The sequence below is a fragment of the Salinibacterium sp. UTAS2018 genome, from assembly GCF_004118935.1.
GTDB lineage: Bacteria > Actinomycetota > Actinomycetes > Actinomycetales > Microbacteriaceae > Rhodoglobus.
In genome coordinates, this window is record NZ_CP035375.1 from 610350 (window position 1) to 632976 (window position 22627).

Below are 22627 nucleotides of genomic sequence, written 5' to 3' on the forward strand. Positions count from 1 at the left end.
CTATTCGCCGCTGAGTCGCTTGAGTTCGAGCTTGTTTTCGTTGATCTCGTGGAGAGCAACCGAAAGGGGCTTGTCTTCGATCGTGGAGTCTACGAGAGGCCCTACGTTGTCGAAGAGGCTGCCTTCGTGAAGGTCTGCGTAGTAGTCGTTGATCTGACGAGCGCGCTTGGAAGCGAAGATAACGAGCTGGTACTTGGAGTCAACCTTCGACAGAAGTTCGTCGATGGGGGGATCAATGATGCCCGAGTTCTTGTCAACCATAGGGGTGCTCCTTGGAGTCGGAAGTGGTCGCGCCAGCGGGCGCATCCATCAATTCTACGACTTCTTGAGCCGCTTGGCTTACTTCTGTGTTCACAACCTTGACATCGAACTCATCCTGAGCCGCCAATTCGACCTTTGCAGTCTCCAAACGGCGAGACTGTTCGGCGGGTTCTTCGGTGCCGCGGCCGATGAGGCGGCGCACTAATTCTTCCCACGTGGGCGGCAGCAAGAAGACCAACAACGCTTCCGGCATAACGGTGCGCACCGAGCGTGCACCCTGAAGGTCGATCTCGAGCAGAACCCGCTTACCCTCGGCCAGTGCAGCATCGATGGGAGGCCGCGGCGTGCCGTAGCGGTAGGAGTTGTGCACGACTGCCCACTCCAAGAGTTCGCTATTGCCAATCATCGAATCGAACTCGTCATCAGTCACGAAGTAGTAGTGAACGCCATCGATTTCGCCCGGGCGGGGCTTGCGAGTAGTGGCAGAAACGCTGAGTAGAACATCCGGATGATTCTCCCGAATGAAACTCGACACGGTGCCCTTGCCGACGGCAGTCGGGCCCGCAAGCACGACGAGTCGTGTTGGCTCGGGGCCTTGGCGGCTCGACAAGTAGTCGGTTAATCGCTGGCGCTGTTTCGGACCCAACCCGCCCACTCGCTTTCGGTCGGCAATCGCGAGGTCGGCCATGATCGACTCGACACGGGTCGGGCCAAGCGAAGGAACGCTCATCAGCAGCTCTCGAACTAAGAGTCGAGCTTCAGCGCTTTCTGGCTGAGCCCACGCGGTGCGTGCGACGCTGAGCGCGGTTCGTGCGCGTTCGGCGACTTCTCGCTTCACCGCAGCCCGGGCGCGTCGCGCTGCAATCGCGGCGCGTGAGGCCGCTGCGCGGTCCACAGCGGGAGGAATCGGACGTGGGCCCATCAGCGAACCTGCTCACGGAGTTGAGAACGCAACGATCGAAGCTCAGCCGGAATCTGGCTTGCACCCTCCTGCAAAACACTGCGGGATACCGTCACGATTGTGTTCGCTACAGCATCGCCATACAGCTCACGAGCTTGCTCGACCTGGGCACCCTGGGCACCAAAACCGGGAGCCAGAATAGGCAGATCAACAAGCTCACCGTTCTTGATGCCGTAGTCGGCGACCTCGACGGTCGCACCGATCACCACGCCAAACGATCCCAGACCACTTTCGGTATTGAGCGCGGTCACATCACGAACAACACTTGCCGCCACGGTCGCACCCTCGTGCTCCCCCTCAGCGATTCGAGCCGTTTGGATGCTTCGCGCTGTTGCATTCGAAGTCGCCGCGAGAACGAAAATACCTTTGCCCGCCGACCGCGCCAACTCGAAAGGTCCTGAAAGCTCAGAAACGCCCTGATACGCCACCGCCGTCATCGCGTCAGCCTCAAGCGGAGAGCCAGGCGTGAGCCAGGCCTGCCCGTAGGCATCAACGGATGACGACAGGTCGCCACGCTTCACATCGGCGATCACAATCAGCCCGGCGGAGCGCGCCAAGGCGAATGACTCCTCGAGAATCGCGTACCCCGCAGACCCGAAGCGCTCAAAGAACGCCACCTGGGGTTTGATCATTCCTACATTGCCGGCTGCGGCATCCACCGCACGAAGCGCGAACTCGCGAACGCCGTGAGCGTCGTTGGAGAGACCCCACGTCTCGAGCAGGAACGGATGCGGGTCGATCCCTAGACACACTCCCCCGAACTCATCGAAGGTCTGCGCCAGTCGCGAAGCGAAACTAGGCATTGTTGGCTACCTTCTCGAGCTCGGCAGCGCGGTCGAGCGCGTAGTCCTGCAGCGAGCGAACGTCGAAGCCGTCGCGGATCGCCTCGAACGACGCCACTGCGGCTGCGAGTTGCGCGATGGTCGTGAAGATCGGCTTGTCTGCGGCAACCGTTGCGGTGCGAATCTCATAGCCATCGGCGCGAGCACTGCGACCGCTCGGCGTGTTGATGACAACGTCGACCTTGCCATCATTGATGAGTTCGACGATCGACGGCTCAGCCGCATCCAATTCTTGGCCCATGAAGTACTTGCGCACGACCTGAGCCTCGATGCCGTTGCGCGCGAGAATCTCGGCGGTGCCCTCGGTGGCCAGAATGGTGAAGCCGAGCTGACTCAACCGCAAAACCGGCAGGATGACAGCGCGCTTGTCGCGGTCAGCGACAGAGACAAAGACCGATCCTCCATCGGGAAGGCCGCCGTACGCAGCCTCTTGGCTCTTGGCGAACGCCTTCGGGAAGTTGGAATCGATACCCATGACTTCACCGGTGGAGCGCATCTCCGGGCCGAGAACCGAGTCGACGACGTTGCCCTCGACGGTACGGAACCGCTTGAACGGCAGCACTGCTTCCTTGACCGACACAGGCGAAGTCGACGGAACTTGCGAGCCATCGAGCACCGGCAGGAGTCCACTTTCGACGAGAGAACGGATGCTGGAACCGGCCATCACCAGGGCGGCAGCCTTAGCGAGCGGGATGCCGAGCGCCTTGGAGACAAAGGGAACGGTGCGGCTCGCCCGAGGGTTGGCCTCAAGCACGTAGAGAATGCCCTGACCGATCGCGAACTGCACATTGATCAGTCCGCGGACGCCGATTCCTTCGGCGATGGCGAGGGTCGCTTCCCGAACCCGGTTGAGCACGTCGCGACCGAGCGTGACGGAGGGCAGGGTGCAGGCCGAGTCACCGGAGTGAATACCGGCCTCTTCGATATGCTCCATGATTCCGCCGACGTACAGTTCGTTACCGTCGTAGATGGCGTCGATGTCAATCTCGATGGCGTCGTCCAAGAAACGGTCGACGAGTAGCGGCGATTTCTCCGAGATGATGACGAGGTCGCGAACGCGATCGAAGTAGTCGGCGAGAGCTTCGGAGTCGTAGACGATCTCCATCCCGCGGCCGCCGAGCACGTGCGAGGGGCGCACGAGAACCGGGTAGCCAATGTCCTCGGCAATTACGATCGCTTCGGACTGGTTGGTCGCCGTGCCATTCTTGGGCGCGAGCAAGCCTGCGTTGTCGAGAATAGCGGAGAAGAGTCCCCGTTCCTCGGCGAGGTCAATCGCTTCCGGAGTCGTGCCGAGAATAGGGATACCGGCATCCTTGAGGCCCTGGGCAAGCCCGAGCGCCGTCTGGCCGCCGAGCTGCACGATGACGCCCATGAGTTCACCACTGCCGCTCTCGGCGTGAATGATCTCCAGTACATCCTCGAGGGTGAGCGGCTCAAAGTAGAGGCGGTCGCTCGTGTCGTAGTCGGTAGATACCGTCTCGGGGTTGCAGTTGATCATGATGGTCTCGTAGCCGGCATCCGACAGCGCGAACGAAGCATGAACACACGAGTAGTCGAACTCGATGCCCTGACCGATACGGTTCGGGCCTGACCCGAGGATGACGACCTTCTTCTTGTCGCTGGGCACGACCTCAGTTTCGGAGTCGTAGCTCGAGTAGTGGTACGGCGTCAGAGCCGGGAACTCGCCAGCACACGTGTCAACAGTCTTGAAGACCGGGCGCACGTCGAGGTTCCAGCGCACGTCGCGCACCTCAGCCTCGGTCAGCCCGCGCAAGTCAGCGATCTGTACGTCGCTAAAACCGTGGTTCTTGGCGTGGGTGAGCAACGCCGCAGTCAACTCCGGCGCCGCTGCGACATCCGCGGCAACCTCGTTGATGAGGGCGATCTGGTCGATGAACCAGGGGTCGATCTTGGTCGCGTCGAACACTTCTTCTGACGTGGCGCCGGCGCGCATGGCCTGCTGCACCGTGATGATGCGACCGTCGGTAGCGACCGACGATAACGTGAGCAGTTCATCCTTGTTGCCGACTTCCCCATTCCAGTGGAAGCTCGAATCGCGCTTCTCGAGCGAACGAAGTGCCTTCTGCAGGGCGGTCGAGTAGTTACGGCCGATCGCCATTGCTTCACCGACCGACTTCATCGTCGTCGTGAGACGCGTGTCGGCGGCGGGGAACTTCTCGAAGGCGAAGCGAGGAACCTTGACGACGACATAGTCGAGCGTGGGCTCGAAGCTGGCCGGCGTCACCTTGGTGATGTCGTTGGGGATCTCATCGAGGCGGTAGCCGATGGCGAGCTTGGCCGCGATCTTCGCGATCGGGAAGCCCGTTGCCTTCGACGCCAGCGCGCTCGAACGAGATACTCGCGGGTTCATCTCAATGACGATGACGCGACCGTCGGCCGGATCGATCGCAAATTGGATGTTGCAGCCACCAGTGTCGACGCCGACGGCGCGGATGATGTCGATACCAATGTTGCGCAAGTTTTGGTACTCGCGGTCAGTCAGGGTGAGTGCCGGAGCGACCGTGATCGAGTCCCCCGTGTGCACTCCAACCGGGTCGACATTCTCAATCGAACAGACGACGACCGTGTTGTCCGAGGTGTCGCGCATGAGCTCGAGTTCGTACTCTTTCCAGCCGAGGATGCTCTCTTCAAGCAGCACTTCGGTGGTCGGGCTCTGGTGCAGTCCATCGGTAACCATGCGCACGAGCTCTTCGCGCGAGTACGCAAAGCCGGAGCCCAGACCACCCATTGTGAACGAGGGGCGGATAACGAGCGGGTAGCCCAGGTCCTCGGCGAACTCGACCGCTTCAGCAACTGTGTGAGCGATGTGCGACTTGGCGACATCCGCTCCACAGTCGAGAACGAGCTGCTTGAAGATCTGGCGGTCTTCACCCTTGTTGATGGCTTCGAGGTTGGCGCCGATCAGTTCGACGTTGTACTTCTCGAGGATGCCGTGAGCGTCGAGCTCGATGGCCGCGTTGAGAGCAGTCTGGCCGCCGAGAGTCGGAAGCAGTGCATCCGGACGTTCCTTGGCGATGATCGACTCGATGACTTCCCACGTGATGGGCTCGATGTACGTCGCATCAGCGAAGTCTGGATCGGTCATGATCGTGGCGGGGTTCGAGTTCACGAGGATGACACGAATGCCCTCCTCACGCAGTACGCGGCAGGCCTGAGTGCCGGAGTAATCGAATTCAGCGGCCTGACCGATAACGATCGGGCCGGAGCCGATAACGAGTACCGATGAAATGTCGTCTCTCTTGGGCATTACTTGGCGTCCTTTGCGGTCTCGAGAACAAGGTCGCGGAACCTGTCGAAGAGGTAGTTGGCATCGTGCGGGCCGGAGGCCGCTTCGGGGTGGTACTGAACGGAGAACGCGGGAATGTCGAGGGCCCGGAGGCCTTCAACCACGTTGTCGTTGAGGTTGACGTGGCTCACTTCGACGCGACCGAAGCCTGCCGGCGACTGGCTGATCTCACCAATCGGAGCGTCGACTGCGAATCCGTGGTTGTGCGCGGTGATCTCGGTGCGCAAGGTCTGCACATCGATGACCGGCTGGTTGATGCCGCGGTGACCGAACGGCAACTTGTAGGTGCCGTAGCCGAGCGCGCGGCCCAGGAGCTGGTTGCCGAAGCAGATTCCGAAGAACGGGAGGCCCTTCTTGAGGACCTCGGTCAACAGTGCAACGTGACCATCGGATGCCGAGGGGTCGCCCGGGCCGTTCGAGTAGAACACGGCGACGGGCTCGATCGCGAGCATCTCGTCGAAGGTGACGGTCTGCGGAAGCACGTGCACCTCAAATCCGCGCTCGGCGAGGTAGTTGAGCGTGGAGGTCTTCACGCCGAGGTCCAGAACGGCCAACCGACCAATGCTCTCCCCCTTCGCTTCGACAACGTAGGCCTCAGAGGTGGACACTTCAGATGACAGACTCTGACCCGCCATCTCGGCCGCTGCTGTAATCGCCCCGAGCTGCTCTTCGAAGCTGAGGTCGGCAGCCTCGCCGGAGAAGATGCCGCCGCGCATCGAGCCAGCATCGCGCAAGCGACGTGTTATCGCACGGGTGTCTACACCGCTAATACCGATGATGCCCTGCTCAGTGAGTTGAGCATCCAGCGACTCTTCAGCGCGAAAGTTCGAGACGACACGACTCGCGTCCCGCACGACGAAGCCCGACACCCAAATGCGAGAGGACTCGGGGTCTTCGGAGTTCACACCGGTGTTACCGATGTGGGGTGCCGTCATGACGACAATCTGTCCCGCGTAGCTGGGATCGGTGATGGTCTCTTGGTAGCCGGTCATCCCGGTCGCAAAGACGACCTCGCCAATCTTCTGGCCGCGGGCACCATAGGCCTGACCGAGATAGCGCGAGCCATCTTCGAGGACGAGCACTGCGGGTTCAAAGGTCACTGGGACTGCCTTTCGTTGCCGACGACACTATCGAGAGCGCGTTCACACGCCTCCGGGTCATCCATTCGGAAATAACTATCGACTGCAGTGCCATCGAGATTCCACTCGATCACCTGCAGTCCGTTGCTTTCGACCACACGGTCGATGGTCCAGGTTGCGCGCGTAATGCCGCGCACATTCGAGCGAGACACCCACAGATCAGGGGAACCTACGCGAGAAATGACGATGCCCTCGGGATGCACTTCGAGGAGGCAGTTCGCCCGGAAGCCCAAACCATGGACGTTGATGCGGTTGAGCTGATCACCAGCGACGGTTGTCGAAACGTACTTTCCGCTGAAGCGGAGTTCAGTCGGATCAAGGTCGGCAGGGGGTGTCACCGGGGCGCCGATGTGGGCTTGTCGTCGCTTGCGCGAGTACCAGCCGAACACCATCAGCGCCAGCAGTATCAGCGCGAGGCTGACCAGAATGAGCAGCGGAATATCTTTAGCCACGAGCTGCCTCGCTCCCAGCGGCGCGCGCCTGCTGAGCGACCTCAACAGCATCCACGACTTCGCCATCCCGCACTGTTTCGTAGCCGTTATGGATGGTGGTCATCACCCGACCGGGAAGCTCTCGCCCTAAGTACGGCGAGTTCGCGCTCTTGCCGCGCAGTGATTCTTTCGAGAATGTCGAACGAGCGCTCGGGTCTACCAGCACGATGTTGGCGGGGGCTCCGAGAGCGAACGGCGTTGCGTAACCGTCAAGACGACCGATTTCTGCCGGCTTCTGCGAGAGCACTCGCGCAACATCCGCCCAGTCGAGCTGGCCGGTGTCAACGACGGCTTGCTGCACCACGTTGAGGGCGGATTCGAGCCCCACCATTCCGAACGCGGCTTCGGCCCACGAGCATTCTTTTGCCTCGGGAGGGTGCGGCGCGTGGTCGGTGGCGACGATATCGATCGTGCCGTCGGCGAGAGCCGCACGCAAGGCGTGAACATCTTCGTCGCGACGCAGCGGCGGGTTTACTTTGAAGCGAGCGTCGTAGCCCCGCACGAGTTCCTCTGTGAGAAGCAAGTGGTGAGGCGTTACCTCTGCAGTGACGGCGATCCCGCGAGCCTTCGCCCAGCGAATGACATCGACCGAACCGGCGGTGGATAAGTGGCAGATGTGAAGACGAGCGCCCACGTGTTCGGCGAGCAAAACGTCTCGGGCGATAATCGATTCCTCCGCGACAGCGGGCCAGCCGGCGAGCCCGAGCTCGCTAGAGACAGCGCCCTCGTTCATTTGAGCATCCACTGTCAACGTCGGTTCTTGAGCGTGCTGAGCGACGATTCCATCAAAGGTCTTGACGTATTCGAGCGCGCGCCGCATCAGCAACGCGTTATGCACGCACTTTCCATCGTCGGAGAAAACCCGCACGTTGGCGCGTGAGTTGGCCATCGCGCCGATTTCGGAGAGTTTCACACCATTGAGTCCCTCAGTGACTGCGCCGATCGGGCGAACGGTGGCGTACCCGTGGTCGAGCCCAAGCGACTGCACTTGCTCGACTACTCCGGCCGTGTCTTGAACAGGCATGGTGTTGGCCATCGCGAATACGGCGGTGAAACCGCCCATCGCGGCAGCGCGCGTACCCGACAGCACTGTTTCACTCTGTTCGAACCCCGGTTCGCGCAAGTGAGTGTGGAGGTCGACGAGGCCGGGGAGAGCCTGCAGACCGGCTGCATCGATCGTGCGGTCTGCAGCGGTGGCATCCGTGAAGACGCCGCGCTCGATCGTGAAATCTCCGCGCTCACCATTCGGCAGCGTGGCGTTGACGATTCTGATACTCACGAGAGTCCTCTTCTCTGGATTAGTTCACGTTGAGGGGCGGCGGGCAGGATTCCCGCACTCACCGCTCCACAGCTCCGGACAGCAAGTGATACAGCACCGACATACGCACGGAGACGCCATTCGCCACTTGCTCAAGCACTGTTGACTGTGGCGAATCTGCGGCGGCAGCCGAGATTTCAAGGCCGCGGTTCATCGGCCCAGGGTGCATAACCATGCTACTGGCTGGCAGGGCAGACATTCGCTCGTCGTTGAGTCCCCACTGTCGCGAATATTCGCGAGCATTGGGGAAGAATGCTGCGGCCATCCGCTCGGCCTGCACGCGTAGCATCATGATGACGTCGGGCCCCTGCGTGATGGCGTGGTCAAGGTCATACGAGACCTCGACGGGCCAGCCGCTGAGGTTGACGGGAAGCAAGGTGGCCGGCGCCACGAGAGTCACGTGAGCGCCCAGTGTCGTGAGAAGCCACACGTTCGATCGCGCGACTCGCGAGTGCACAATGTCACCGACGATGGTGACGCTGACTCCGTCGAGCCCTTTGCCGCGAGCAGCTGTTCCGTGGAGGCGGCGACGAATCGTGAAAGCGTCAAGAAGCGCCTGGGTCGGATGCTCGTGCGTGCCGTCACCGGCGTTCACAATTCCGGCGTCTATCCAGCCGCTATCCGCGAGAGTCTTTGGCGCTCCCGATGCCCAATGGCGCACGACGACCGCGTCGGCGCCCATCGCGGCCAGAGTTTGTGCAGTGTCCTTGAGATTTTCGCCCTTGGAGACGCTCGATCCTTTGGCGGCGAAGTTGATGACGTCGGCGCTCAGTCGCTTAGCGGCCGCTTCAAAGGAAATGCGGGTGCGCGTGGAATCTTCGAAAAAGAGGTTGATGACGGTCTTGCCGCGAAGCGTGGGCAGCTTCTTGACTTCACGCTCCGAGACACTTGCCATGTCTTCAGCAACGTCGAGAATTGCGATCGCCTCGTCGCGAGACAGCCCCTGGGTGGTGAGGAGGTTTCTCATCCGATGGTCACCTCATCCATTCCGTCGATTTCTTCGAGGCGCACGTTGATCCGTTCATCAGCAGAGCTGGGAAGGTTCTTGCCCACAAAATCGGCACGAATCGGAAATTCACGGTGGCCGCGGTCGACAAGCACAGCGAGGCGCACGGCGCGGGGGCGCCCGAGATCGCCGAGCGCATCCAGGGCAGCACGAATAGTACGGCCCGAATACAACACGTCATCGACGAGAACGACAGTCTTGCCGTCGATACCGCCGCTCGGGATTTCGGTCGGTCGGGTTGCCCGCGTGGGATTTTGCGCGAGATCGTCGCGGTACATCGTGACGTCAAGAGCCCCGGCAGGGATCACCGAGGAATCGACCGAGCGGATGATGGCCGCGATGCGTGTCGCCAGCGTGACGCCACGCGTAGGAATACCCAAAATGACGAGGTCGTCTGAACCGCGATTGGACTCAAGAATCTCGTGGGAAATACGAGTCAACGCTCGGGTGATATCAGCATGCTGTAGCACTGTGCGTACAGGCATTCTGACCTCCTTCCCCGCCTCTCTGGACGGAATTTAAAGGAAATCTGTTTCGATGACTCTAGCGCACCTTGATGAACTGTTCACGCTCCCCGCCCGAGAGTTACGAGCCCCACCGCTTGAGGAGGAAACGTTCGAGCACTCCGACCGCCGCATCGGTCAGCTTTCCCAGAACCCCCAGAAGAATGATCGTGAGGAACAGCCGGTCAATGCGTCCGTTCTGCTGCGAATCGACGAGCAAGAAGCCTAGGCCGAGTGAAGCACCAAGCAACTCCCCCGCCACCAGGAACAGCCAGGCCTGGGCCAGCGCCAAGCGCAGCGACGAGATTACTGCTGGCACGACAGCAGGCAACTGCACGAGGCCGAGCAAGGCGGGCCCGGAGTATCCGTAGCTTCGGCCTAGTTCGACCAGATGGGAATCCACATGACGCAGTGCAGATGCCACTGTCGTGTACACCGGAAAAAACGCACCGATAGCGATAAGAGCGACCTTGGAGTCTTCGTTGTACCCGAGGTAGAGCCCGAGAAGAGGGACCCACGCGAGAGAAGGCACCGCGCGCAGAGCTCCCAACGTGGGAGCGAAAAACTCTGACACTCGAGCGGAGAGCCCAACGACAGAAGCCAACGCAAGGCCGACGATCGAACCGATCACGAACCCCAGGAGAACGCGCTGGGTGGAGATCGCCACGTGTTGGTAGAGCACCCCACGCTCGTAGAGGTCAACACCGGCCGCCACCACACTGAGCGGTGTCGGCAGCCGGTAGCTGGCAACCAGACCCGACGTGGCGATGATTTGCCAAAGGCCAATCAACGCGAGCGGGAGTACAGCGCCCAGTAGAACCGGGCGAACCCAGCGACGGCGGGGCGAAAGACCCGGCTCGACAGGGGCCGGAGTAGCCGCGACCTCGGTGACGGTGGGCCGCTCCAGCAACGCGGACGGGCTATTCAGCGACACGGCTGGGATCCGCACTGTCGACGTAGGTTGTTTCGAAGAGCGAGGCGAGAGCATCATCAATCTGCGACTGCTCAGCCACGGCGCCCGAGTCCACGAAAATGGGCCCGATGACGTTCAGCACGTCTAGTTGCTTCTGCCCGGGAGCCGGGTCGATCGCGAGGTTCGTACGCTCCAGCAGCACTGAGTTCGCGATGGGGAGATCAATGCCGGCGACATCCGCGAAAATCGCGGCGGCGTCATCCGGGTTCTCCGCGGCCCACTGACGCGCCTTCTCATACGCGTCGATCACCACTTGGGCTAGATCAGGCGACTTCTCGAGAAAGGTCTCCGTGGCGTTGAGAAAGCCATAGCTATTGAAGTCAGGGTTGTCGTACACAATGCGCGAACCGGCATTCACGACGGATGCACTCATGAGCGGATCAAGGCCAGCCCAAGCATCCACGGCGCCTGATTCCAATGCCGTCTTACCGTCAGCGTGCTGCAACTGAGTGATCGTGACTTCATCAAGCCCGATGTCGAACTCGGCAAGCGTCTGGAGCAGGAAGAAGTAAGGGTCAGTACCGGCATTCGCACCGATATTCTTGCCGCGCAGATCCTCGGCTGACTGAATGGGAGAGTCGGCGGCAACGACGATCGCGGACCAGTTCGGCTGCGAGTACACATCTACCGTCTTGATCGGCGAACCGTTAGCGCGAGCCAACAATGCCGCCGAGCCGGCAGTGGAACCGACATCCAAGGCACCGGCTCGTAAGGCATCGTTGGCGGCGGCGGAACCGGATGACTGCAGCCAAGTGACCTCAACATCATCGCCGAGAGTTGACTCGAGCCAGCCCTCTTCCTTGATGATCAGGCTGAGCGGGTTGTAGGTCGCGAAGTCGACCGCGAGAGTGTCACTGCTCCACCCACCCTCATCGCCGGCTGCTTCGGGAGCGAGAGCTGAGCCTTCGCCCGCCACGCAACCGGAGAGCCCTAGAGTGAGCGCTACCGCGCCTGCGGTCAGAAGTGATGAGAGTGAACGGCGAGACATGATTTCCTTCAGGGGGTGTGGGGAGAACGGGCAGAACGAATGGCTGGGCTAGCGGCGGTCAGCCATGGTGAGATGGTGGGTGGCGACGCCGAGGCCTTCGAGTAGTTCAGCTCGCAGCTCAGCAAGGTCTGCGCTACCCCGGTCTCGCGGCCGATACCCCGGGACCGTGACGGTAGATCGCACACTAGAGACGACATCGCGGGCATCTCCTGCACCAGCCCCCAAGAGGATGATGCGGTCGGCCAGATACAACGCCTCGTCAACATCGTGCGTGACGATCACAATGGTCGCGGGTTCTGCCGCGTGGAGCTCCAGAAGGAGATCTTGCATCGCTAGCCGTGTCAGAGCGTCCAGTGCGCCAAACGGTTCATCGAGCAGGAGCACGCCGGGATGGCGTGCGAGAGCCCGCGCCAAGGAGACTCGCTGAGCCATGCCGCCCGAGATCTGCCGAGGCCGCAAATGCGCGGAGCCGGAGAGTTTGACCAGCTCGAGAAGGTGCGCGACGCGCTCGCGGTCACTCACGGTACGACGCGTGCGGGGTAGTCCCACCTCAACGTTGCGCGTGAGCGATCGCCACGGAAGCAACCGCGGCTCTTGGAACGCGATCGCTGACCGCGCATCTAAACCCACGACTGGAGCGTCACCAATGCTGACCGAACCTACAGTCGGGGTGTCTAATCCCCCGATGTGCCGCAACAGGGTGGATTTTCCACAACCCGACGGGCCGATGAGCGCGACAATCTCTCCCTGAGCGATCTCAAGCGAGACGTCGTTGAGCACCCGGCGCTCGCCAAAACTGCGTGCGAGGCCACGGACACTGACCGAAAGGGCGTCCGAGGCGATGCTGGCGCGAAGGGAAGAAGAACTCATCCCTGAACGCTAAGACCCGGATCACACGGTGGCTACCGAGGTCGTAACGTAGCGTCACGCAATCGCGTAACGCTACGTCACATAAGCCTGGCTATTCGAGGCTGGCCGCGATGCGACCGAGCAACCCATTGATAAACCCGGCTGAGTCTTCAGTCGAATGGATTTTCGCCGACTCGACAGCTTCAGAAATCGCGACGCCCGCGGGGACCTCAGCGTTGAACATTATCTCCCAGAGACCAATGCGCAGCAGCGCACGGTCAACGGCGGGCATTCGGTTGAGAGGCCACCCCTGCGAATACGTCTCGATGAGTTCATCGATTTCTTCGCCGTGCTCAGTGATACCCACGATGATGTCTTGAGCGTAAGCCCACGCCGTCGCCCGAGCAGGTTCGCTCATCGCGCGCAGCGACTCGGCCGCGAGAGCAGCATTGATGCTCTCGCCGCGAACATCTGCGCCGTACATAACGTCAAGCGCGCGCTTACGCGCCTTGGTGCGAGCTCCCATTTAGTCGTTCACGCGACCGAGGTAGCCGCCATCGCGGGTATCGACCTTGACCTTGGTGCCCTGTTCAACGAACAGCGGTACCTGAATCTGGTAGCCAGTTTCAACCGTTGCCGGCTTGCTGCCACCGGTGGAACGGTCGCCTTGCAGACCAGGCTCGGTGTAAGTGATTTCCAGAACGACGGATGCCGGCAGCTCTACATAGAGCGGCTCCATGTTGTGCAGGGCGATCGTGACGTTCTGGTTCTCAAGCATAAAGTTGGCGGCGTCGCCCACGGCGGCTTCGCTCAATGTGATCTGGTCGTAATCACTCGTGTTCATGAACACGAAGTTTTCGCCATCTTTGTAGAGGTACTGAAAGTCGGAGCGGTCAACGACCTCAGTCTCAATCTTTGCGCCAGCGTTGAACGTGCGGTCGACGATCTTGCCCGTACGCACGTTCTTGACTTTGGTGCGCACAAAGGCGCCACCCTTGCCCGGCTTGACGTGCTGGAACTCGATAACGGACCACAGTCCACCGTCCATGTTGAGAACGACGCCGTTCTTGATGTCAGCGGTAGAGGCCATTCGTAAATCCGTTTCTGTTAACGAGCAAAGGCGCGATTGAAACACCGAAGTGAAAAAACCAACGTTCGAGTCTAACTGAGTCGCCGTGCAACCGCGTCGAGGCCCAGAATATAGGACTCAAAGCCGAAGCCGGCTATAACGCCGGTCGCGACACCCGAGATCACACTCGTGTGACGGAACTCTTCCCTAGTGTGGGGGTTCGTAATGTGCACTTCGATCAACGGAAGCCCGGAACCCGAGACTTGAGCTGCCGCATCCCGAAGCGCATAGGAATAGTGCGTGAAGGCGGCCGGGTTCATGATGACAGGCGCGCCAGCATCCACTGCTTCATGCAGCCACGAAATCAGTTCGGTTTCGCTGTCTGTTTGGCGAAAATCGAGAGTGATGGATGCCGCGTTGGGCAGCGTTTGTGCGTGGGCTTCAAGCTGTGCCTGGAGATCGACGAGCGTTCCGCCCCCGTACACGTCGGGTTCTCTGCTGCCGAGCCGACCGAGGTTGGGCCCGTTGAGCACGAATACTGTAGTCACCGCTCCACTCTAGCGAGACAGGCCCGCTAGACCCCGACTTCCTGGTACGCGGAGTACAACATGGCTTCGTCAGGACCGTTCAGCATCGACGTGCGCCCGACAGCGTCGAGGACGACGAAACGGATCATGCCGGCGCGGGCCTTCTTATCGCGTTGCATGGTTGCGAGGAGGGTGTTCCATCGACCGAGCGGGTAGTCGATGGGAAGACTCAACGACTGCAGGATGCTGCGGTGTCGATCAACGACATCCGAGCTCAGCGATCCAGCGAGGTGCGCAAGTTCGGCGGCAAAGACCATTCCCACTGATACCGCGGCACCGTGACGCCAGCGGTAACGTTCGGCATGCTCGATCGCGTGCCCCAGCGTGTGCCCGTAATTCAAAGTCTCGCGAAGTCCGGTTTCAGTGAAGTCTTCACCGACAACCCGAGCCTTGAGACCGATCGAGAGCTCCACGACCCGCCGGAACGACTCTGAGTGAGGGTCGGTAACGGCATCCACGTCGGCCTCGATAAGGTCGAGGATCTCAGGCTCACCGATGAAACCGCACTTCACGATCTCGGCGAAACCAGCCAGAATCTCGTTGCGTGGGAGATCATCGAGAACATCGAAGTCGGCAACGACGGCGCTCGGCGCATAAAATGCGCCCACGAGATTCTTGCCCTCAGCGGTGTTGATACCAGTTTTGCCGCCCACGGCAGCGTCGACCATTCCGGCGACACTCGTGGGACATTGGATGAGCTTCACGCCACGCAACCAGGTTGCGGCAACGAAACCTGCGAGGTCTGTCGCAGCTCCGCCGCCAAAACCGATCACCGCATCCGTGCGAGTGAAGTCGGTTTGCCCCATGATCTGCCAGCAGAACGCGGCGACTTCGATGCGTTTCGCATCTTCGGCATCCGGGATCTCGGCGAGAAGAACTTCGTACTTCTCGGAGAGCGACTCCCGAAGCGCATTAGCGCGGGCGCCCAGCGTCGGTGCGTGGATGATGAGCACTTTGGCCACACGCGGACCAAGCTGCTCCGAGAGCTGCGGCAACAGGCCCCGCCCTATAAGGACGTCGTAAGGATTCGCGCCGGCGACCGGGATGATCGTGGTTTCAGTCATTGCTGTTGGGTTCCCAACCAGTCGGCGATCTCACGCGCGACTTTTTCCATTGGCTTTAGTGAGGTGTCGATCGTGAGCGACGAAAGTTCGTCGTAAATCGGGCGTCGTGCTTCCACGAGTTTTTCCCACTCGTCCGCGTTCTTAGCGAGGGGACGCTTCGTGCCGGCGATGCGGAGGCGAGCAGCTGCTTTAGACATCGTGAGTTGAACAACGCGATGGGAGGCAAGGTCGGCACGGGTCTCGAGATTGAGTACCGCTCCCCCGCCGAGGGTGACGACCGCGGGTTCAAGCAAGGCATTCGCAACGGCTTCGCGTTCCCGTTCGCGAAAATATTCTTCGCCGAATTCAGCGAAGAGCTCCGGGATGGGACCGTGCGAGGCTACGACGACCTTGTCAGTGTCGATAAGCGGCGCATCCAGAATCTTGGCAAGCTTCTTACCCGCCTTCGTCTTACCCGAGCCGGGCGCGCCAATGATCACCACGAGGGCGCCACTGTCATTCAGCACGAGACGCCGGAGTGGTGCTGAGCGAGTCAGGAATGGCTGCGACGTACGCGTCGAGGTTGCGTTTGGTCTCACCGAGCGAGTCGCCACCGAACTTCTCGAGAACCGAGTTGGCGAGCGTCAGCGCCACCATGGCTTCAGCCACAACACCGGATGCCGGCACCGCGCATACGTCAGAACGCTGGTGGTGAGCAACAGCAGCCTCGCCCGTAGCAACATCGACCGTGCGCAGAGCACGCGGAACCGTAGAAATCGGCTTCATCGCAGCACGAACCCGCAGAACGGTACCGGTGGTCATGCCACCTTCGATTCCACCAGCACGGTCACTCAGACGGGAGATGCCGTGTTCGCCCTGAACAAGCTCGTCGTGCGCTACTGAACCACGGCGGCCAGCGGTCTCAAAGCCGTCTCCGACTTCGACGCCCTTGATCGCTTGAATGCCCATGAGTGCGGCCGAAAGCTGAGCATCGAGACGACGATCCCAGTGGGTGTACGAACCCAATCCGGGAGGAAGGCCATAAGCCAGAACTTCGACGACGCCGCCGAGGGTGTCACCATCTTCATGCGCAAGGTCTACCTCGGCGACCATGCGCTTGGAGGTTTCGGGGTCAAAGCACCGCAGCGGATCAGCGTCCAGCGTCACGACATCGTCGGGAGCCGGCAACGCGCTACCTTCGGGCGAGCGCACGGTACCGATCGAGAGGGTGTGGCTGACCAAGCGGATACCGAGGCCCTCGAGAAAGGCTCGGGCTACGGCGCCAAGGGCAACGCGTGCAGCGGTCTCTCGCGCACTAGCGCGCTCAAGAACGTTGCGAGATTCGGCAAAGTCGTACTTCTGCATGCCGACCAGGTCGGCATGCCCGGGACGTGGGCGCGTCAACGCAGCACCGCGGCCCTTCGGCAGCGTCTCCGGATCGACCGGCACAGGACTCATTACGTCGACCCAGCGCGGCCACTCGGTGTTGCCGATGCGCAGCGCAACGGGGCTGCCCATCGTGAGACCAAAGCGAATACCACCGCTGAGAGTGAGTTCATCCTGCTCGAATTTCATACGGGCACCACGGCCGTAGCCCAGAGTGCGACGCACCAAGTCAGCCTGAATTTGTTCGGGAGAGATGGGGACGCCCGCAGGCATCCCCTCAAGAATTGCAACCAATTCGGGGCCGTGCGATTCCCCGGCCGTTAACCATCGAAGCATTCCACAATCCTCCCACATCAGCGGAGTCGGCTCGTGCGCGCGATTACGAGTGGCCCTGCTCCGAAACGGGTTCGATTGCGGCGCGCATCGCATCGATGGCGTCGGCTTCGCGCGCCAACGGAACATCGGGGGAACCCGCAGCAAAAATTCGCACCTGAGCGATTGCCTGATTGATAAGAAGGTCATGGCCAGAAATCACCCTGCCACCAACGTCGAACCAACTCTGAGCCACCACGCTCGGCCAGGGGTCGTACGCGACATCGAACAGAGCCGCAGACGTTCGAATGCTCTCCGAAAAACTGAGGTTCATCGCTCCCCCGGGAACAGTCGTCATGATGATCGTCGGCGCTTGGGTTTCAGCCTCGGCTTCAACCCAGGGCCGAATGCTCACGGAAGCGCCCAAAGATGTTCCCAGTTGCTGCAGCGACTCTGCCTTCTGCGGTGTGCGCGCGAAGATCGTGACCGTCGTCGCTCCCATTCGGATAGCCGCGACGAGCAGTGACGCCGCCGTCGCGCCGGCGCCGAGGATCCAGACGCTGTCGAGGGGGGCGAGACCGGCATCGAGAAAGCTGCGCATCGCGCCTTCAACGTCCGTGTTGTACCCCCGAAGCCCGGCATCGGTCACGACAACCGTGTTGGCTCCACCAACGAGCTCGACGAGCGGGTCTGCCCAATCGAGCAAGGGCACGACATCCCTCTTGAGCGGCATGGTGAGGGAGAGTCCGCGCCACCGGCCGTCGAGAGCGGCCATGAAAGCGGGCAAGGACTCCCCCGACAACTCGACAGCGTCATATTCCCAGTCGAAACCGAGGGTCGCATACGCAGCACGGTGAATCGCCGGGCTCAACGAATGAGTAATCGGCGACCCCAATACTGCTAGCCGCGACCGCTCGGACGGGGCCACACCGTGATCAGAACTGTCTAGCAATAGCTTCCATTTTCGTCGCTCTCGGCACACCAGTCGCGCAGCTGCTGAGCGGCAGCTTCGTGGTCATCGACGTTGGTCGTAAAGACTGTCTCTCCGGTGGCGAGGTTAATCGGCACAAAGAACAGCCAGTCCCCATCTGCGGGGTTAATCGCTGAGTCAATGGCGAGTTCGCCCGGCAAGCCAATCGGCCCCACCGGCAAACCGGGGTTCGCATAGGTGTTGTACGGGTTGCTTGCATCCGCGCGCTCGGCATCCGTGGTCCACACAGTGTGCAAATTACCGGTGCCGTAGGCGACAGTGGCATCGGACTGTAGCAGCATGTCTTGGTCGAGACGATTGTAAAAAACGCGAGAGATTTTATAGAAGTCGTCTGTATTCGGCCCGGCTTCGCGCTGCACGAGCGCCGCCATGGTGAGGATCCGGTAGCGGTCGTCGGCGGCGACGCCAGCAGCGTCTAATTTCTCGATCATCGTATCGACCATCAGATCGAGCACAACGTAGGGGTCTTGTCCACCGTCAAGATCGTAGGTCGCTGGGAAGAGGTAGCCTTCCAGGCTCACGGCCTCCGAGGGGAGCCCGAAGTGTTCGAGGTCTTCCGAAGCAGCTTGCACCTCAGCCAAGGGGATTCCCGTCGTCTCGGAGATGATCTCGAGTGCATCCGGCAGCGTCGTGCCTTCAGTAATCAACAAACGGTCGGTGACTTTGTTCTCAGGATCGAGCAAAGCATCGAGCGCCGACTGCGCGCTCATCTCCTTCTGGAGCGAATAGTTGCCGGGGAAGAATGCGGGGTCGGTTTCTTGGGCGAGAAGCAGGTCATAAAACGCGTCAAAGGACATCGTGACGCCCGCGACGTTGAGGCTGCGGGCAATATCGAGACCGATGTCTCCAGAGTTCACAGCGACTACTACTTCTTCGCCGTTGCCGGATCCCTCGAAGTCGTTCTCGAGTTCCCACCCCAGAACTTCTCTGATGTTTTCTTCATAGTTAATCCAGGCATACGCTGCGACTCCTGCACTCAGTAGAGCGATGATGAGCAGTGGCAAGCCGATAATCAGGCCTAATCGACGCTTCCGGCGCGGAGGATCCTCCCGACCGCCGTCTCCCCCGCTGGTGGATGAGCCGGTGCCGGCATCGTCGCCGCCCGAGTCCAAAGCCGTTCCCGCGGTCAACTCTTCAAATGTTACGAGCGCGTCTGCTTCACGCGCGGCTTGAGTGACTGCCGGAAGCTGCGCAGCCGCGGTACGTTGAGCGTCACTGGCCTCTTGAGCGGCTCGAGCTTCGCGGCGAGTCATTGGCCGGTCACCCGAACTGGCGGATGCCTCTGCCGGAGGTAATGATGCCGCTTCGACGCTGAGGCCGCTCGACTCTGCGGTGTCGGAAGACGGAGTGACTTCTGACTCGAGCGGCAGATCCGTGCCATGAGCCGCAGCGTCACGTGCCGATTTGGGCGCGCCCGCAGCAGCATGGTCGCTGAAGATCTCATCCCAGCTCGGCTCATCGGCCATGATTCACGATCCTTGCGTCGGTCCTACGAGCTCTCCCGGCGGTCGATCCGCCGAACGCTCGAAGTCGAGGGCATGTTGCAAAATTATAACGGCGGCAACCTGATCGACGACCGACCGCGAGTTTTTCGTCGTACGACCGGATGCGCGAAGAGCTGTCTGTGCCGACATCGTCGTCATCCGTTCGTCGACCAATCGCACTGGCAGTTCCGTGCGGTCCGCCAGCTGTTGCGCGAAATCCCGAGCGTCACCGGTAGAGGCGGTATCTCGCCCAGAGAGCGCGATCGGAAGGCCCACAACGATTTCGACTGCTTCGTACTCATTGGCGAACTTGAGCACGCGCTTAATGCTCGCTTTGGCCCGCTGCACCGTTTCTACCGGGGTGGCCAGCATTCCATGCGGATCACTTCGCGCGACCCCCACACGCACCTTTCCGACGTCAACGCCGATTCGGGTACCCGAACGCATCAATTACGCCGAAAGTGTCGACAAGATAAGAGCGAGAGCGTCCGGGATGGACGCAGGGTTCGCGCCGCCGCCCTGGGCAATGTCAGGCTTACCGCCTCCGCCACCGCCCAGCACGCCCGCCGCCGCCTTCGCCAGCGCACCCGCGGCAAAGCCGTGGGCACGTGACGCATCGTTGGTCGCAACGATCACGGCAGGTTTGCCGCCGATAGTCGCCGCCAGCGCAACGACCGCGGCCTCTGAACCCAGACGTTCGCGTACCGACTGAACGAGACCGCGCAGGTCATCAGTAGAGGCTAGATCGCCCACGTTCTCAACGACGGCCTTGACCGCCCCTGCGACCTGAGCCGTTTCGACAAGCGCAGGAACGCGCTGCGAGAGCTGGCCCGCCTCGAGTTGCGCAATTTTTCGTTCGGCGGCCTTGAGGTTGGCAAGCAGCTCCGAGATGCGGTCGGGTAGTTGCTCGCGGGGCGTCTTCAAATTGGTGGTGAGTTCATTCACGATGGCGCGCTCGGTGGCGAAGTTACGGAACGCATTCATGCCCACAAGGGACTCGATACGCCGGTTGGCCGAACCAACCGATGACTCCCCGACAAGCGAGATAAGCCCGATCTCGGAGGAACGCGCAACGTGTGTTCCCGCGCACAATTCGAGTGACCAGGGGCCACCAATTTCGACAACACGCACAGAGTCGCCATACTTCTCGCCGAACAGGGCCATTGCGCCGAGGTCTTTCGCGTCGTCGAGCGCCATGATGCGCGTCGAGACTTCGAGGTTGTCGCGCACCGCCGTGTTGGCAACCTCTTCGATTTCAGTCTTAGTTTCTGCAGACAACGCTTGCGACCACGAGAAGTCGAGGCGCATGTAGCCAGCTTTATTGTACGAACCCGACTGGTGCGCATCCTTTCCCAGAATCTGACGCAGTGCCGCGTGGATGACGTGGGTCGCAGAGTGCGCCTGCGTTGCCCCGCGACGCCAATCCGTGTCCACGAGCGCGCTCGCTGGATCCCCGACTCCAACTTCGCCAGCCGTCACAGTGACCTTGTGGCTGATAAGCCCCTTCACTGGACGCTGAACGTCGAGAACCTCAAGATGGAAGCTCGCTCCAACGATGGCTCCCGCATCCGCCTCTTGACCACCGGACTCTGCATAGAGGGAGGTTTCAGCCAAAATCACTTCGGCGGTTTGCCCCGTTGTCGCGCGATTGACAGAGACCCCATCAACGATGATGCCGATCACGCTGGACTCAGTCTCGAGCGCCTCGTACCCCGTGAACGTCGTCTCGCCCAGAGCACGGAACGCACCATAAACGGAAAGGTCAGCCAAGTGCTGCTTTTTCGAACTCGCGTCAGCTTTGGCGCGGTCGCGCTGTTGCTTCATGAGCGAGTCGAAGGCGTCACGGTCAACGCTCAGCCCCGCCTCACCGGCCATCTCCAAGGTCAGATCGATCGGGAATCCGAAAGTATCGTGCAGGAGAAAGGCGGTGTCGCTGGGAAGCTCAGCGAGTCCCGATTGCTTTGTGTGTTCTACCGCGGTGTCGAGAATCGTCGTTCCGCTGGCGAGAGTGCGCAGGAAGACATCTTCTTCAGCGAGCACGATGCGCGAAATGCGGTCGTAGTCTTTTTCAACCTCGGGGTAGGCCGCCTTCATCGCATCGCGCGACTGCGGAAAAAGTTCTGCGAAGGTGGCGCCTTCAACGCCGAGCAAGCGCATGGCACGAATAGCGCGACGCAATAGACGGCGCAGCACATAGCCGCGACCTTCGTTACTCGGCGTGACGCCATCCGAAATCAGCATGAGACTTGAGCGGACGTGGTCGGCGACAACGCGCAGGCGAACGTCTGCTTCATGGTCGGCGCCATACGTGCGACCGGCAAGCTCAGCGGCTTTGTCGAGGACCGGGCGAACCTGGTCGATCTCGTACATGTTCTCGACACCCTGCTTCAAGAACGCGACGCGCTCAAGACCCATACCGGTATCGATATTTTGCTTGGGCAGCTCCCCCAGGATCGAGAAGTCCTTACCCTTGCCTTCGCCACGAAGGTACTGCATGAAAACGAGGTTCCAAATTTCGACGTATCGGTCGTCGTCCGTGGCCGGGCCTCCGTCAGCGCCATAGGCCGGTCCGCGGTCAAAGAAGATCTCCGAGCAAGGGCCCGCCGGCCCGGGTTGCCCGGTAGACCAATAATTGGAGTCCATTCCCAGACGCTGGATGCGTTCATCCGGCAATCCAGCTGTCTCTTTCCAGTACGCAACCGCGTCGTCGTCGTCTTCATAGACCGTGACCCAGAGGTCCTCTGGCCGGAAACCGAGGCCACCCTTATCTTCGGCGATCGTGAGGAACTCCCAAGCGAACTGAATCGCCTCTTTCTTGAAGTAATCTCCGAACGAGAAATTGCCGTTCATCTGAAAAAAAGTGCCGTGACGTGGCGTCTTACCGACCTCTTCGATGTCCAGGGTACGGATGCACTTTTGAACGCTGGTGGCGCGATCGTACGGCGCGGGAACAAGGCCCGTCAGGTACGGAACAAAAGGAACCATGCCTGCCACGGTAAACAGCAACGTCGGATCGTCGCTGACGAGCGATGCCGACGGCACGATGGTGTGGCCGCGCTCACCAAAATAGGTCAGCCAACGATTCTGAATTTCTGCGGTTTGCATGGGATCCCCGGG

Annotated in this window: 22 protein-coding genes; all 22 read right to left on the bottom strand. The window is 60.9% G+C overall.

Annotation, left to right across the window (positions count from 1 at the left end):
* Complete coding sequence (rpoZ, locus tag ESZ53_RS02915) at positions 1–261, bottom strand: DNA-directed RNA polymerase subunit omega (RefSeq protein WP_009772249.1); 261 nt, start codon at positions 259–261, stop codon at positions 1–3.
* Positions 254–1183, bottom strand: a complete 930-nt coding sequence (gmk, locus tag ESZ53_RS02920; RefSeq protein WP_129071461.1) for a guanylate kinase — start codon at positions 1181–1183, stop codon at positions 254–256. The genes rpoZ and gmk overlap by 8 nt, the downstream gene beginning before the upstream one ends.
* Positions 1183–2025 carry an orotidine-5'-phosphate decarboxylase gene (gene pyrF / locus ESZ53_RS02925; protein WP_129071462.1) on the bottom strand — a complete coding sequence of 281 codons (843 nt, stop codon included), beginning with the start codon at positions 2023–2025 and terminating at the stop codon, positions 1183–1185. The genes gmk and pyrF overlap by 1 nt, the downstream gene beginning before the upstream one ends.
* Positions 2018–5332, bottom strand: coding sequence for a carbamoyl-phosphate synthase large subunit (carB, locus tag ESZ53_RS02930; RefSeq protein WP_129071463.1), 3315 nt, complete (start codon positions 5330–5332; stop codon positions 2018–2020). The genes pyrF and carB overlap by 8 nt, the downstream gene beginning before the upstream one ends.
* A complete protein-coding gene (gene carA, locus ESZ53_RS02935) occupies positions 5332–6471 on the bottom strand; it encodes a glutamine-hydrolyzing carbamoyl-phosphate synthase small subunit (protein ID WP_129071464.1) in 1140 nt (379 codons plus the stop codon). The genes carB and carA overlap by 1 nt, the downstream gene beginning before the upstream one ends.
* Positions 6468–6962 (bottom strand): hypothetical protein, encoded by a 495-nt coding sequence (locus ESZ53_RS02940; protein ID WP_129071465.1) that lies wholly within the window; start codon positions 6960–6962, stop codon positions 6468–6470. Before ESZ53_RS02940 ends, carA begins: the two co-directional genes overlap by 4 nt.
* Positions 6955–8280 carry a dihydroorotase gene (locus tag ESZ53_RS02945; RefSeq protein ID WP_129071466.1) on the bottom strand — a complete coding sequence of 442 codons (1326 nt, stop codon included), beginning with the start codon at positions 8278–8280 and terminating at the stop codon, positions 6955–6957. Before ESZ53_RS02945 ends, ESZ53_RS02940 begins: the two co-directional genes overlap by 8 nt.
* Positions 8281–8338: 58 nt before the next feature.
* Entirely contained in the window at positions 8339–9286 is a 948-nt protein-coding gene (locus tag ESZ53_RS02950; protein ID WP_129071467.1) for an aspartate carbamoyltransferase catalytic subunit, read from the bottom strand.
* On the bottom strand, positions 9283–9810 hold the full coding sequence (gene pyrR / locus ESZ53_RS02955; protein WP_129071468.1) for a bifunctional pyr operon transcriptional regulator/uracil phosphoribosyltransferase PyrR: 528 nt from the start codon (positions 9808–9810) through the stop codon (positions 9283–9285). The genes ESZ53_RS02950 and pyrR overlap by 4 nt, the downstream gene beginning before the upstream one ends.
* Positions 9811–9910: 100 nt before the next feature.
* Positions 9911–10756: an ABC transporter permease gene (locus tag ESZ53_RS02960; protein WP_371683555.1), complete on the bottom strand. Its 846-nt coding sequence runs from the start codon at positions 10754–10756 to the stop codon at positions 9911–9913.
* A complete protein-coding gene (locus ESZ53_RS02965; RefSeq protein WP_129071470.1) occupies positions 10749–11789 on the bottom strand; it encodes an aliphatic sulfonate ABC transporter substrate-binding protein in 1041 nt (346 codons plus the stop codon). Before ESZ53_RS02965 ends, ESZ53_RS02960 begins: the two co-directional genes overlap by 8 nt.
* A gap of 48 nt (positions 11790–11837) precedes the next feature.
* The gene (locus ESZ53_RS02970) at positions 11838–12659 is read right to left on the bottom strand and encodes an ABC transporter ATP-binding protein (RefSeq protein ID WP_129071471.1); all 822 of its coding nucleotides are present in this window, start codon (positions 12657–12659) and stop codon (positions 11838–11840) included.
* Between the two features lie 91 nt (positions 12660–12750).
* Positions 12751–13164: a transcription antitermination factor NusB gene (gene nusB, locus ESZ53_RS02975; protein ID WP_129071472.1), complete on the bottom strand. Its 414-nt coding sequence runs from the start codon at positions 13162–13164 to the stop codon at positions 12751–12753.
* Complete coding sequence (gene efp, locus ESZ53_RS02980; RefSeq protein WP_129071473.1) at positions 13165–13728, bottom strand: elongation factor P; 564 nt, start codon at positions 13726–13728, stop codon at positions 13165–13167.
* A gap of 71 nt (positions 13729–13799) precedes the next feature.
* Positions 13800–14255, bottom strand: a complete 456-nt coding sequence (locus ESZ53_RS02985; RefSeq protein ID WP_129071474.1) for a type II 3-dehydroquinate dehydratase — start codon at positions 14253–14255, stop codon at positions 13800–13802.
* 26 nt (positions 14256–14281) lie between these two features.
* Positions 14282–15358, bottom strand: a complete 1077-nt coding sequence (gene aroB, locus ESZ53_RS02990; protein ID WP_129071475.1) for a 3-dehydroquinate synthase — start codon at positions 15356–15358, stop codon at positions 14282–14284.
* Positions 15355–15864, bottom strand: a complete 510-nt coding sequence (locus tag ESZ53_RS02995; protein ID WP_129071476.1) for a shikimate kinase — start codon at positions 15862–15864, stop codon at positions 15355–15357. Before ESZ53_RS02995 ends, aroB begins: the two co-directional genes overlap by 4 nt.
* On the bottom strand, positions 15854–17059 hold the full coding sequence (gene aroC, locus ESZ53_RS03000; protein WP_129071477.1) for a chorismate synthase: 1206 nt from the start codon (positions 17057–17059) through the stop codon (positions 15854–15856). Before aroC ends, ESZ53_RS02995 begins: the two co-directional genes overlap by 11 nt.
* Positions 17060–17102: 43 nt before the next feature.
* Positions 17103–17963, bottom strand: a complete 861-nt coding sequence (locus tag ESZ53_RS03005; protein WP_246837364.1) for a shikimate dehydrogenase — start codon at positions 17961–17963, stop codon at positions 17103–17105.
* Positions 17964–17980: 17 nt separating this feature from the next.
* Positions 17981–19492, bottom strand: coding sequence for an endolytic transglycosylase MltG (gene mltG / locus ESZ53_RS03010; protein ID WP_129071479.1), 1512 nt, complete (start codon positions 19490–19492; stop codon positions 17981–17983).
* A 3-nt stretch (positions 19493–19495) separates the two neighbouring features.
* Positions 19496–19957, bottom strand: a complete 462-nt coding sequence (gene ruvX, locus ESZ53_RS03015) for a Holliday junction resolvase RuvX (protein WP_129071480.1) — start codon at positions 19955–19957, stop codon at positions 19496–19498.
* A 3-nt stretch (positions 19958–19960) separates the two neighbouring features.
* On the bottom strand, positions 19961–22615 hold the full coding sequence (alaS, locus tag ESZ53_RS03020) for an alanine--tRNA ligase (RefSeq protein ID WP_129071481.1): 2655 nt from the start codon (positions 22613–22615) through the stop codon (positions 19961–19963).
* Positions 22616–22627 lie beyond the last annotated feature (12 nt).